At 75.2% G+C, this 13,085-nt stretch carries 10 protein-coding genes and 1 tRNA gene; 8 read left to right on the top strand and 3 right to left on the bottom strand.

The genetic code is table 11. From position 1 onward, the window contains the following. Positions 1-131 precede the first annotated feature (131 nt). The 8 genes from RM572_RS13270 to RM572_RS13235 all read left to right on the top strand — a co-directional run bounded on the left by RM572_RS13270 (position 132) and on the right by RM572_RS13235 (position 9,862). Complete coding sequence (locus tag RM572_RS13270; RefSeq protein ID WP_311673530.1) at positions 132-1,646, top strand: sensor histidine kinase; 1,515 nt, start codon at positions 132-134, stop codon at positions 1,644-1,646. Then, the gene (locus RM572_RS13265) at positions 1,643-2,287 is read left to right on the top strand and encodes a response regulator transcription factor (RefSeq protein WP_311673529.1); all 645 of its coding nucleotides are present in this window, start codon (positions 1,643-1,645) and stop codon (positions 2,285-2,287) included. The genes RM572_RS13270 and RM572_RS13265 overlap by 4 nt, the downstream gene beginning before the upstream one ends. Before the next feature lie 117 nt (positions 2,288-2,404). Further along, positions 2,405-2,477, top strand: a tRNA-Gly gene (locus RM572_RS13260). Positions 2,478-2,664: 187 nt separating this feature from the next. Continuing rightward, on the top strand, positions 2,665-3,921 hold the full coding sequence (gene purD / locus RM572_RS13255) for a phosphoribosylamine--glycine ligase (RefSeq protein ID WP_311673528.1): 1,257 nt from the start codon (positions 2,665-2,667) through the stop codon (positions 3,919-3,921). A 590-nt stretch (positions 3,922-4,511) separates the two neighbouring features. Further along, positions 4,512-6,221 (top strand): hypothetical protein, encoded by a 1,710-nt coding sequence (locus RM572_RS13250; protein WP_311673527.1) that lies wholly within the window; start codon positions 4,512-4,514, stop codon positions 6,219-6,221. 146 nt (positions 6,222-6,367) lie between these two features. Beyond that, positions 6,368-7,873 carry a N,N-dimethylformamidase beta subunit family domain-containing protein gene (locus tag RM572_RS13245; protein ID WP_311673525.1) on the top strand — a complete coding sequence of 502 codons (1,506 nt, stop codon included), beginning with the start codon at positions 6,368-6,370 and terminating at the stop codon, positions 7,871-7,873. 182 nt (positions 7,874-8,055) lie between these two features. Continuing rightward, positions 8,056-8,970, top strand: a complete 915-nt coding sequence (locus tag RM572_RS13240; protein WP_311673524.1) for a phosphoribosylaminoimidazolesuccinocarboxamide synthase — start codon at positions 8,056-8,058, stop codon at positions 8,968-8,970. 136 nt (positions 8,971-9,106) lie between these two features. Further along, a complete protein-coding gene (locus RM572_RS13235) occupies positions 9,107-9,862 on the top strand; it encodes an SLATT domain-containing protein (protein WP_311673523.1) in 756 nt (251 codons plus the stop codon). A 145-nt stretch (positions 9,863-10,007) separates the two neighbouring features. Here RM572_RS13235 and RM572_RS13230 read toward each other — a convergent pair whose 3' ends face one another. The 3 genes from RM572_RS13230 to RM572_RS13220 form a co-directional block, all read right to left on the bottom strand. Then, on the bottom strand, positions 10,008-10,370 hold the full coding sequence (locus RM572_RS13230) for a hypothetical protein (protein ID WP_311673522.1): 363 nt from the start codon (positions 10,368-10,370) through the stop codon (positions 10,008-10,010). Between the two features lie 243 nt (positions 10,371-10,613). Next, positions 10,614-12,215: an alpha/beta hydrolase gene (locus RM572_RS13225; RefSeq protein WP_311673521.1), complete on the bottom strand. Its 1,602-nt coding sequence runs from the start codon at positions 12,213-12,215 to the stop codon at positions 10,614-10,616. Positions 12,216-12,365: 150 nt separating this feature from the next. Continuing rightward, a complete protein-coding gene (locus tag RM572_RS13220) occupies positions 12,366-13,016 on the bottom strand; it encodes a hypothetical protein (protein ID WP_311673520.1) in 651 nt (216 codons plus the stop codon). Positions 13,017-13,085: the final 69 nt, after the last annotated feature.

Below are 13,085 nucleotides of genomic sequence, written 5' to 3'. Positions count from 1 at the left end.
TCGGGACGGTCACCACGCCGCCCGTCGGCACCGCGTCCGTCACCGGCACGACGGAGGGGTCGTGCCGGTGACGCCGGTACCCCTCATGCTGGTGGCGTTCATCCCGGGACGAGGACGAAGGAAGCGTGGAGATGATCGGCTGGCTACGGAACGGACGCGCCGTCTGGCACGGGCGCAGCCGGCACGCCCAGGTCGAGGCGTCCACCCGCTGGTCGCTGTTCGCGCTCCCCTGGATCATGCTGCTGGCCGGTCTGTCCCAGGTCCCCACGAAGGCCGCCGACACCTCTGCCGCGACCGCGGCGGCATGGGCGGTCCTCGGCGTCCACGCCGTGCTCTGCGCCGCCACCTCCGTCGTGGTGGGCCGGGCGCTCCGCGCCTACCTGGGGGAACGTCCGCCTCCGTGGCTCGGCGTCGCCGTACTCGGTGTACTGGCCGCCCTCGCCGCCGGGCTCACCGCGTGGCTCCTGGTGGCCGACAGCCAGGGCGGTGAAGCGGCCGAGGGCATGGTCCTGATGGTCAGCGTCGGCGCCTTCCTGATGCCGTACGCACTGCTGATGCCCGTACGCGTCACGGCCTGGACGCTGGCCGGGGTGGTCGCCGCGCTGACCGGCGTCTTCGCCGCCGTCGGCGTCCAGGGCGGCGAACTGGGGGCGCTCGCCGCCGTCGCCGCGGTCGGCGGCCTCGCGATGGGCGTGAGCACCCGCTCGTCCGCCTGGTACATCGCCGTGATGCGCGAACTGGACGACGCCCGCGAGACGCAGGCCCGACTGGCCGTCGCCGAGGAACGCCTGCGCTTCGGCCGCGACCTGCACGACGTCCTGGGCCGCAACCTGTCCGTCATCGCGCTCAAGAGCGAGCTCGCCGGGCAGCTGGCGCGCCGGAGCGACCGCGGCCCGGAGGCGGCGCTGGACCAGATGGTCGAGGTGCAGCGGATCGCCCGCGACTCCCAGCGCGAGGTGCGCGACGTGGTCCGCGGCTACCGGGAGGCGGACCTCGCCACGGAACTCGCCGGCGCACGCGGCGTGCTGCGGGCGGCGGGCATCGACTGCCGGGTCACCTCCCGGAACGACGACGACCGCCTGCCGCCGCCGGTCCGCGCGGCGCTGGGCTGGGTGGTGCGCGAGGGTGCCACGAACGTACTGCGGCACGCGGACGCCTCGCGCTGCGACGTCACGGTGCGGGTCGAGCGCGGGGCGGTGGTGCTCGTCATGGAGAACGACGGGGCGCGGGATCCCGGCGGACGGCCCCGGCCCGGTTCGCCGTCCCCGGGCGAGCAGGCCGGTGGCGCGGGCCTCGCGGGCCTGGGGGAACGGCTGACGGCCCTGCACGGTGTACTCACCGCCGAGCGGCCGTCTCCCGGCACGTTCCGCCTCACGGTGGAGATCCCGCTGTCCGTGGCCGCGCCGGGCCGCCCGGGCGCCCGGGCGCAGGACGCCACGGCGGCGACCGGCGAGGCGGACGCGGCCGCACACGCCCCGCCCGCCCCCGCCCCGGCGGACGAACGGGCCCGGCCGGACGAAGACCGCGACGGCCAGGCGCCGGACGGACCGCGCGGGCCGGCCGGCGACCCCGTCGGCAGGGACGAAGCAGACATGGCAGGGGTCCGGGACGGCGGACCCGGAGCCCGGGAGAAGGGACGAGGGTGAACGGACACGAATCCCACCGGGAGCAGCCCGCGCAACGCATCCGCGTCCTGCTCGCCGACGACGAACACCTCATCCGCGGCGCCCTCGCCGCACTGCTCGCCCTCGAGGACGACCTCTCCGTCGTCGCCGAGGCCGCCTCCGGCCCGGAGGCACTGGCCATGGCCCGGGCCCACTCCCCGGACGTCGCCGTCCTGGACCTCCAGATGCCCGGCGCCGACGGAGTCGCCGTCGCCGCTTCGCTGCGCACCGACGCACCCGGCTGCGGCACCATGATCGTCACGGGCCACGGGCGCCCCGGCCATCTCAAACGCGCGCTGGAGGCGGGCGTGCGCGGCTTCGTGCCCAAGACGGTCTCCGCGCAGCGGCTCGCGGAGATCATCCGCACCGTGCACGCGGGCAGCCGCTACATCGACCCCGAACTCGCCGCCGACGCCATCAGCTCGGGCGACTCCCCGCTCACCGCACGTGAGGCGGAACTCCTCGAACTCGCCGCGGACGGCGCCCCGGTCGCCGAGATCGCCGCACGCGCCCGCCTCGCACAGGGGACCGTGCGCAACTACCTCTCCGCCGCGACCGCGAAGCTCGGCGCGGAGAACCGGCACGCGGCCGTACGCGCGGCGCGCGAACGCGGCTGGCTCTGAGGGTGCACCGCGCCCCCGCCGCCGGGACGTGAGCGTGGTCACGCCGCAGCGGTGGCACGAGCCCCTCTGCAGCATGGCTATACTGGGCCACGCACCGCGCGGGAACGGCGGTGCGATGCGGACGTAGCTCAGTTGGTAGAGCGCAACCTTGCCAAGGTTGAGGTCGCGAGTTCGAGCCTCGTCGTCCGCTCAGAGCACCGAAGGGCCCCGGCAACGGGGCCCTTCGTCGTTCCCGGGTCGCCGCCGGGCGGTCCTGGGTCGCCGCCGGGCCGTCCCGGGGCGCCAGGCGCCGGGCAGGACGCGGACGGCCCCGCGCGGGACGTGGTCGCCGGGCCCGACGTCGTACCGCGACGGCGCGGACGGCTACGCTGCCTCACGTGAAGGTCCTCGTCATCGGAAGCGGCGCCCGCGAGCACGCCCTGTGCCGCTCCCTCTCCCTCGATCCCGACGTCACCGCAGTGCACTGCGCGCCCGGCAACGCCGGCATCGCCGACGTGGCGGCGCTGCACACCGTCGACGCACAGGACGGCGCCGCCGTCGCCGCGCTGGCCGCCCAGGTCGGCGCGGGCCTGGTGGTCGTCGGCCCCGAGGCACCGCTGGTCGCGGGAGTCGCCGACGCGGTGCGCGCCGCAGGCGTCCCCGTCTTCGGCCCCTCGGCCGAAGCGGCGCGGCTGGAGGGCTCGAAGGCCTTCGCCAAGGACGTCATGGCCGCCGCGGGCGTGCCCACCGCCCGCAGCTACGTGTGCGCCACCCCGGAGGAGGCCGACGCGGCACTCGACGCCTTCGGCGCGCCCTACGTCGTCAAGGACGACGGCCTGGCCGCCGGCAAGGGCGTGGTGGTGACCGACGACCTGGACCTCGCGCGGGAGCACGCCCGGGCCTGCGGCCGGGTCGTGATCGAGGAGTTCCTCGACGGCCCCGAGGTGTCGCTGTTCGCCGTCACCGACGGGGAACACGTCGTGCCGCTGCAGCCCGCACAGGACTTCAAGCGCGCCTACGACCGCGACGCCGGCCCCAACACCGGCGGCATGGGCGCCTACTCGCCGCTCCCGTGGGCCGACCCGAAACTGGTCGAGGAGATCGAGCACACCGTGCTCCGCCCGACCGTCGACGAACTCCGCCGCCGCGGCACGCCGTTCTCCGGCCTGCTGTACGCCGGGCTGGCCATCACCTCGCGTGGCGTGCGCGTCATCGAGTTCAACGCGCGCTTCGGCGACCCCGAGACGCAGGCGGTGCTGGCGCGCCTCAGGACGCCGCTGGGCGGGCTGCTGCACGCGGCCGCCACCGGGCGGCTCGCCGAGCTGCCGCCGCTGCGCTGGGACGACGGCGCGGCGGTGACCGTCGTGGTCGCCGCCGAGAACTACCCCGCGGCGCCGCGCACGGGTGACCCGATCGAGGGGCTCGACGCGGTGCGGGACGAGGACGGGCCGGACGCGTACGTGCTCCACGCGGGGACGCGCCGCAGCCCGGACGGGCGCGTGGTGAGCGCCGGTGGGCGCGTGCTGTCCGTGACGGCGACCGGGGAGGACCTGGCGACGGCACGCGAGCGGGCGTACGCGGCGGTGGGACGCATCCGGCTGGCCGGCTCCCACCACCGCACGGACATCGCCGCCGCGGCCGCCGGCACCCCCTGATCCCGCCGGAGCCCGGCTTCTCCCCTGCCCCGGAAGCAGGTGGGAACGAGCGCCGGGACGAAGGGCTGGAACGGCGGCGCCCGGCGGTGGACAGCGCGCAGCCGGGAAGAACGACGCACGCGCACCGCTCCGCGGCGACGGCGGGACCGCACCCGTCGGCGGCCGCCTGCCGTGCCTGACGCCCGTCGCCGATCCACCCTGGTGGCACCCGGGCCAGAAGGGACGAATGGGGCGCCCGTATCAGGAGCCCGGGCGCAACACCGTTGGGCAAAGCCATTCCATCGAGTGACGGCCCGGCCGAGCGGCTGACGCTCGTACGGCCCCCAACTAGGGTTCCCGGCAAGCCGCGTACGGCCGCGCGGGGCGGTCCTCGACTGGCCCACCGCGCATTGCGTCGTCGGTGCGTGGTGCCACAGTGGGGGCATACGACAAGCTCCGTCCGCCACGTCGTCGTTCGTCGCGTCACGTCATGAATGTCCTCCTACGTCTTCGGGGGTGAGCGGTCAGTGCCGGCTCCGCACTCGGCGCCTTCGGCGCGCACGGCGCCCACGGCGCCCCATGCGCCGTCCGCGAGGGATCACGCCCTCGCGGTGCTCCGCATCCGCGGCACCGCGCTGGCGGCGGCCCTGCTGCCGGGGGGCGCTGCGGTGATCCTGCACGTCGCCGCGAGCACGGGCCTGGCCGGCCCGGGCTGGGCGCCGGCCACCTGGGCCGTGACGGCCGCCGCCGTGCTGGCGCTGGCCGTCGCGGGCGGGGTCGCCGCCGTGATCGCCCGCGCCCGGCCGGCGACCAGTCCGACCGTGCCGGTGACCCGCGCGCAGGCCCCGGACCTGTACGTGCTGGTGCGCGAACTCGCCGACCGGCTCGACGTGCCCGTGCCGTCGGCCCTCGCACTCACCCCGGACTGCGACAGCTGGCTGGAGGACCGTACGCACCCGGCGCAGGAGCGGAGGATGCCGGGCGGCGCGCCGGTGCGGTGGCTGCGGCGTCGCCGTTCGGAGGCGCCGCCGGTGCTGGTGATCGGCTCGCCGTTCCTGTGGTGGATGCGGGTGGCGGAGCTGCGCGCCCTGCTGGCCCCCGTCGTCGCGGGCACCGGCCCGTCCGCCCATCCGGACATAGCCGCCGCGCGCCGCTGCGTGCGCGGCCTGGACGCGGCGGTCGCCGTCGCGGACCGCGCCCGCGCCGGCGGCCGGCGCGACGCCGGTCCGGGGCCGAATCCGGCGTGGCGGGCGGTGCTGCGGCTCACCGGGCTGGTCGCCCGGGTGCTGCTGCGCGCCTGCGGGCCGCACGCCGCGGAGATGGAGCGCGGCGTCGCGGCCGCCGCCGCGGACCGCGCACAGCACGTGGACCGCGCACTGCGCACCACCGCGCAGGAGCAGGTCGGCCTGGCCTACGCGGGCTGGGACCGGCTGCTGACCCGGGTGGCGCTGCCCGCGTGGCGCACCGGCCGCTGGCCGTCCCGGCTCGACGCCGGTGTGGTGGCGGCCCTCACCGAGCTGTCCCGCCGGGACCGCCTGGCGGACGGCTTCGCCTCGCGCCTGGGCGAGCGTCCGGCGTGCGACCTGCTGGAGGAGCCGGGCGCGGTCGACGCCTCGGTCTCGCTGCTGGCCGCGCGGCTCTTCCACGGCGAGCCGCGCGGGGAGGGCTCCGGGTGGGCGCCCGTGGACTGGACGGACTACCCGGAGGAGGTCGTCGACCGGATCTGGCGGGGCGAGGCGGCCCGCCTGTTCGCCGCTCTCGACGCGACGGAGCCGGACGGCCGGGCGGGAGCCGCCGAGCACGCGCCGCCCGCGGACGCGGACGGGGCGGCACGGGCACCTTCCGGCGCCGGGGGTGCGGCGGCACCGGCCGTCTCGTACACGGAGGCGGCGGTGGGCCGGATACTGGAGCGCCTCGCGGCCGGCGGCACGGACGCCGTCGCGGCCCGGATCAGCGCCGACGTCGCGCGGGCCGAGGCCGCGCAGGACGCCTGCCCGACGGCTCCCGGGCTGGACGAGCCGGTGCTGCCGGGAGCCGGGCAGCCCTCGCCGATGGGACTGCCGCTGCGGCCGCCGCGCTCCGGGCGGGAGCTGATGGCCGAGCACGTGACGGCGGCGGTGTGCTGCGCCGCCGTGGACACCGCGGGCGCGGCACCGGGCCTCGACTGGCTGGACGGGCCCGCCCTGCTCGTCGACGGCGAGCGGGCGACCGACCTGGCGGGACCCGTGCTGGACCTGGTCGAGGACGGCGATCCCGGCCCGCTGCGCGACTGGCTGACGGCCCGCGGCATCCGCGCCGACAAGCCGGTCCGTCTGGTGTAGCGGCTGCCCCGGGGCGGCGGTGACCGTCCCGGACGCGGCAGGGGCCCCGGCGAGGAATCGCGACGAACGGTGACCGAATCCTCGCTGCATGTGATGTGCTGGCCCTGTGAACCGGGGGACGAACCGTCCGGGAGGGGTGCGAAAGCGTGAGGACCGAGCAGATCAGGCGTTGGGAGTCGGGGGCGCTCGCACACGCGGTGAGCGATCCGTTCGCCCAGGGCCCGCTGCCCTGGCTGCGCGGCAGCGAGAACTACTTCGACGACGGGCAGGTCGTCCCCTGGTACGTGGACGTCGACCAGTCCGGCATCCTCCCCGTGCAGCGCGAGCGGCAGGCGGCCCGCGGACGGCGCGCGCATCACGGCGGTCCGCGTACGGCCGACGACGTGCACTGCCAGATCAAGGGCTTCGCGTCGTCCTGCGGCGGCGTCGCGCCGGGCGAGTCGATCGACTTCCGGGTCACGGTCAGCCCGCCGCAGCCGTTCTCCGTGGACGTCTACCGGATCGGGCACTACGGCGGCGAGGGCGCCACCAAGATCACCACCAGCCCCCGGCTGTCCGGCATCGTGCAGCCCGAGCCGCTGGTCGCGGACCGCACGGCGTCCTGCCACCACTGGTGGCTGTCCTGGCGGCTGCAGATCCCGGACTACTGGTCCACGGGCGCCCACGTCGCCGTGCTGACCACCGCGGACGGCCACCGCTCGCACATCCCGTTCACCGTGCGGGACCGCGACCCCGCGGACCTCCTGCTGCTGATGCCGGACGTCACCTGGCAGGCGTACAACCTCTTCCCCGAGGACGGCCGCACCGGCGCGAGCCTCTACCACGCGTGGGACGAGGAGGGCCGGCTGCTGGGCGAGGAGGACGCGGCGGTCACGGTGTCGTTCGACCGGCCGTACGCGGGAGCGGGTCTGCCGCTGCACGTGGGGCACGCCTACGACTTCATCCGCTGGGCGGAGCGCCACGGCTACGACCTGGCCTACGCGGACACGCGCGACCTGCACTCCGGCCGGGTCGATCCGACCCGGTACCGCGGCCTGGTCTTCCCCGGCCACGACGAGTACTGGTCGGTGCCGATGCGGCGCGCCGCGGAACGGGCCCGGGACGCGGGCACGTCCCTGGTGTTCCTGTCCGCCAACACCATGTACTGGCGGGTCGAGTTGCAGGCGCTGCCGGGTGACGCCGAAGACCGCCTGCTGACCTGCCGCAAGCGGCAGGGCGGCGGCCGCGCGCTGTTGTGGCGCGAACAGGGCGAACCGGAGCAGCAGCTGCTGGGCGTGCAGTACGCGGGACAGGTGCCGCAGCCGCACCCGCTGGTGGTGCGGAACACCGGCCACTGGCTGTGGCAGGCCACGGGCGTCGCCGAGGGCGACGAGCTGCCGGGTCTGGTGGCGGGCGAGGCCGACCGCTACTTCCCGCGCACGCCGCTGCCCGGGCACACCGAGCGCATCCTGCTGGCGCACTCCCCCTACCAGGACGCCTCCGGCTCCCGGCGCCACCAGGAGACCTCGCTGTACCGGGCGCCGAGCGGCGCCCTCGTCTTCGCCTCCGGGACGTTCGCCTGGTCGCCGGCGCTGGACCGGCCCGGCCACGTCGACCAGCGGGTCCAGCGCGCGACGGCCAACCTGCTCGACCGGATCTGCCGACGCCACTGACGCCGCCCCGCGCGCTTCTCGTCGGCCCACACGGTCTCCCGCCTCCCGCGACTCCCCCGGGCGCCGGGCACGACCCCGGGCGGGCCGGGACGGGCCGCGTACAGGACAATCGGACCAGCACCGCCGGAGCCGGGCGGCCGAGGCCCGGGCGTTCCCGGCAGCACGCGACCACAGGAGAGACCGTGTCCGGATTCGTCCACAGGCCCGAACCCGTGCAGGTGCCCGGGCTGGTGCACCTGCACACCGGCAAGGTGCGCGACCTGTACCGGAACGAGGCGGGCGACCTGGTGATGGTCGCCAGCGACCGGATCTCGGCGTACGACTGGGTCCTGCCGACCCCGATCCCGGACAAGGGCCGCATCCTCACCCAGCTCTCCCTGTGGTGGTTCGAGAACCTCACCGACCTGGTGCCGCACCACGTGCTGTCCTCCGACCTGCCGGACGGCGCACCCGCCGACTGGGAGGGGCGCACCCTGGTGTGCCGCTCGCTGCGCATGGTGCCCGTGGAGTGCGTGGCACGCGGCTACCTGGCCGGCTCCGGACTTCTGGAGTACGAGAGGACCCGCACGGTCTGCGGACTGGCGCTGCCGGAGGGCCTTCAGGACGCCTCCGAACTGCCCGCCGCGATCTTCACTCCGGCGACCAAGGCCGAGGTCGGCGAGCACGACGAGAACGTCAGTTACGAGGAGGTCGCCCGCCGCGTCGGCGTGGAGACCGCGGCGCAGCTGCGGCAGACCACTCTCGCCGTCTACGCGCGCGCCCGCGACGTCGCACGGGAGCGGGGCATCGTGCTGGCGGACACGAAGTTCGAGTTCGGCTTCGCGGAGGGCCCGGACGGCGAGGAGGAGCTCGTCCTCGCCGACGAGGCGCTGACCCCCGACTCCTCACGCTTCTGGCCCGCCGACACCTGGCAGCCGGGTCGCCCGCAGCCGTCGTTCGACAAGCAGTACGTGCGGGACTGGCTGTCCGGGCCCGAGTCGGGCTGGGACCGGGACGGCGAGCAGCCGCCCCCGGAGCTCCCGGCGGAGGTCGTCACGCGGACCCGCGCCAAGTACGCAGAGGCGTACCGGCTCCTCACTGGTCACCCTTTCGAGTGATGTGCGCGGGGGGTCTCCGGTCTCTCAACTGCCCACTTCGGGACGGGAGGACGCCGAAAGCCCCCGCGGATCCCTCTTCCGGCGGTATGAAGGGGGTGGAAGTGGCCGGTGTGGGGGCTGTCGTAGGGAGTGGCTGGTGAGTCAGCCGGAGAAGCGGCCGGAGGGCGCTTCGCGCAACGGGAAGCCGCGACGCAGCGGCCGGGGGGATCTGCTGAGCCGCGCGTTCCCGCTGGGCGACTGGGGCGAACCGGCGGAACGCCTGGAGGAGCTCTACCAGTGGGTGGAACAAGGCGCTCTCGACATGGTCGAGTGGTACCTGTCCGACCGCCGCTGGAAGCGCCGCGTCGCGCGGACGCTGCGCGCGGGCACCGCCGCCGGAGTGGGTGCGGGCGCCGTCCTGCCGCTGCTGCAGCTCACCGGGGCGTTCGACGCGGCGTTGACGGCGTGGGGCTTCGTCGCGCTGCTGGGGGCCGCGGTGTGCACGGGCTGCGACCGCTGGTTCGGCCTCACCTCGGGATGGATGCGCGACGTCGCGACGGCGCAGGCGGTGCAACGGCGCCTGGAGGCGCTGCAGTACGACTGGGCGTCGGAGTCCATCCGCGAGGTGCTCGGGCCCACCGAGGGCACCGCGGCGGAGGCGGCCGAACGCTGCCTGTCCGTGCTGCGGAGCTTCACCGAGGACGTCACGGAGCTGGTGCGGGCCGAGACGGCGGACTGGATGGTCGAGTTCCGCGCGACGACGCCGCTGCGGGTGCAGACGAAGGGGGCCGCCGGGGTGTTCGGCGGGGCCGCCGCCCCCCGCGCGGACGGCCCGTCGGGGCCGGCGGGCGGACGCCTGCCGCACCCGAGTCTCCGCCCCAACATGCCCCGCCAGCGCCCCCCGGACCGCTGACCGCCGGCGGCGGTCCGCTGCCGAGGGGCCGGCCCGCCCGGCACTCGGAGGTGCGCGGGCGAAGCCCGTCCACCGGCCGCGGCGGCGAGGACGGCGCCCCTGACGGAGGACGACGGCCGCGGTCCGGGGTCCCGCCCGGTGGGCGTCAGGGCTGGCAGGGCTCCGTGCCGGAGGGCACGCCGTACATCGGGTTGAAGGAGCCGAACGTGCGGACCTGGCCCGCCGAGACGCTCAGGCAGGGGTACGGGACGTCCGGGTAGCGCTCGCCGCGGAGGCGCCGGTACACCGTCGAGTCCCCGCAGTTGTAGTAGCTGATCTCGACCTTCCGCCACGGAGGCGTGCCGGTGTACTCCTGGTTGTCGCCGCACCGGTAGTCGGCCGCCGCGGCGCCCGTGCCCGGTCCGGGCACGGCGGCCGTCGCCGTCGTGCCGGTCAGGATCGACGCCCCCGCCAGCGCCGCCGTCAGCAGGGCGACGGCAGCTCTGCGCCGGTTTCCGCTGTTCCCCATGTGGGCCCCCTCGTTGCCTGCGTGGATGTGGATTGCCCGATTCCGCTTCTGTCGTCGGGCGAACACACACTGTAATGCCGAACGAGTGACCGTGCCACGCCCTGCGGGACGCGACGAGGGCGACACCCAACGGCGCGACACCCCGACGGGGCCCGGCACACGGACGCGGCCCGGCACGCCGACGGGGCCCGCTCGCCGGGTGGCGGACGGGCCCCGTCGTCTGCGGCGCTCCGGCTCAGCCGGTCAGGGGCGTGTCCCCAGCAGCCGGTGCAGTTCCCCGCCGTCGGCGCCGTCCGCGGACGGCGCGCTCCGCTCGCCCTGCTCCGAGGAGGCGGCGCCGGCGGGCTCCGGCTCCGGCTCCGGCTCCGGGAGGGCGTCGCAGGTCGCGTCCACGCCGCGGCGCGCGTCCGGCAGCGTGCCGTCGGCCAGGTACTCCGTCAGGTACCGGTCCAGGCAGGCGTTGCCGCCGAGCGTGATGCCGTGGTTGCCGCCGTCCTCCTCGACCACGAGGCGGGAGTCGTCGAGCAGCTTGTGCATCTTCACGCCGCCGGCGTACGGGGTGGCCGCGTCGTCGGTGGCCTGGAAGAGCAGCACCGGCGGGATGTCGTCGTTGCGGACGTCCGTGGCCTCCGGCTGCCGGGTGGGCCAGAACGCACACGGCGCGTTGTACCAGGTGTTGGACCAGGTCAGGAACGGCGCCTTCCGGTACGTCTCGCGGGCGTCCTCGTACCAGGTGCCCCAGTCGCGCGGCCACTTCGCGTCGCGGCACTCGACGGCCGTGTAGACGCTGTAGCCGTTCGTCCCGGTGACCTTGCCGTAGTCGTCGTACAGGTCGAGCAGCGCCTGCTCGTCGCCCTCGTGGACGTAGGCGGCGAACGCCTCGGCCATGGCGGGCCAGTAGCCGTTGTAGTAGCCGCCGGGCAGGAAGGACTCCTCCAGCTCGGCCGGTCCGACGACGCCCTTCGCCGGCTCGTCCCGCATGGCGGTGCGCATCTCGTACCAGCGGGCCTCGACCTTCTCCGCGTCGGCGCCGAGTCCGTACGTCGCGTCGTGCTCGGCGATCCAGGCCGTGAACGCCTTGAAGCGCTCGTCGAAGGCGTAGTTCTGGCTGATGTTGGCCTCGTACCAGACCTTCGTCGGGTCGACGATGCTGTCGAGGACCATCCGGCGCACCCGCTCCGGGAAGAGCTCGGCGTACACGGAACCCAGGTAGGTGCCGTACGAGTAACCGAAGAAGTTGATCTGCTCGGCGCCCAGCGCGGCGCGGATGACGTCCATGTCGCGGGCGGTGTTGCGGGTGTTGATGTGCTTCAGCACGCCCTCGTGACGGATGCCGCAGTCGACGGCGAAGGACGCGGCGCGCGAGATGTTCTCCGCGAAGGTGCGGAAGTCGTGCGGCACGGAGTCCGGGCGGGTGGCGTCGAAGTAGCCGGGCTCGCACTCCAGCGCGGGTTCGCTCTTGCCGACGCCGCGCGGGTCGAAGCCGATGACGTCGTACTGCGCGGCCACGTCGGCGGGCAGCGAGCGGGCGACGTAGCCGGCGAGGCCGAGGCCGCTGCCTCCGGGGCCGCCCGGGTTGACCAGCAGCGGTCCCTGCTTCTCCTCGGCGGTGGCCGGGATGCGGTTGACGGCGATCTGGATCCGGCGGCCCTCGGGACGGGCGTGGTCCAGCGGCACGTCGATCGTCGCGCACTGCATGGTCGGGTTGTTCGCGGTACCGCAGTCCGTCCAGTCCACGGACGAAGCGGCGGCGGGTGATCCCGCAGCGGCTGTCGCCGGCACTGCCGAGACCAGGCCCGATGCCATCGCCGCCAAGGCGACGGCCACCGATGCGGTTCGTCTCACTTGCCCTCCTGACACCTGCACAGGCGCCGGCGCAGGCCGCGCCGACCCGCAGATGGTGCCGCGCCGGGCGGGCCCGCGGCTAGTGCTGCGGCCGGGATGTCCCCGCAAGAACACCCCACCGTCCGGTAGTCGAACGACGCGGACGGAGCGTCAGCTGAAAATGATCATCGAGCCCTGGGCGAGACTGCGCGTCGCGGCCTGGTGCAGCCCGAGCCACACGTGCTGCTCCCGGGCGAACGGGCCCTCGCCGTACGCGGGGGCCACGGCGGGCTCTTCCAACTCGGTCGGCCGGGTGGGCGCCTCGGGTGGTGGCGGCGGGTTGTGCGGGTCGATGCCCACGAAGGGGGCGACCGCCTCCAGTTCGCGCAGCAGCCCGTGGCTGGAGCCCAGCGGGCCGCCGCCCTCGAGGAGTTCGTCCGTGGCGAGCGGCGCCGGGAAGTCCACCGGCACGTACGCGCCCGCGTGGTCGTAGTGCCAGACCAGATGGGACTGCTGTGCGGTCTGCTCGAACATCTCCAGCAGCTGCTCGTAGTCGCCGCCGAGGGCGTCCACCGGGGTGACCTCCAGGTTGCACAGCTGGAGGAGATGCGCGCGGCGCAGCAGGTGCAGGGCGTCGTAGTCGAAGCCGGCGACGGGGGCGACGTCGCCGGACAGCCCCGGTACGTACCCGTACACGGGGACGGGCGGCAGGCCGGACGCGGCGAGCGCCCGGTCGTAGGTCGCGATCTCCTCCGCGAAGGGATTGTCGGGGCTGTGGCACAGCACGTCGACGAGGGGGACGAGCCACAGGTCACAGGCCAAGGGATTCGCTCCGCGGGTTGGGGGGCGGCCGACGGCCTCAGGGTAGACCGGGGCGCGCCGGTGCAGAAG

This window comes from Streptomyces hazeniae (assembly GCF_031845485.1).
In the GTDB taxonomy this organism is placed as follows: Bacteria; Actinomycetota; Actinomycetes; order Streptomycetales; family Streptomycetaceae; genus Streptomyces; species Streptomyces hazeniae.
Note: the sequence above shows the minus strand (reverse complement) of the source record. Positions and strands in the feature narration are given on the sequence as shown.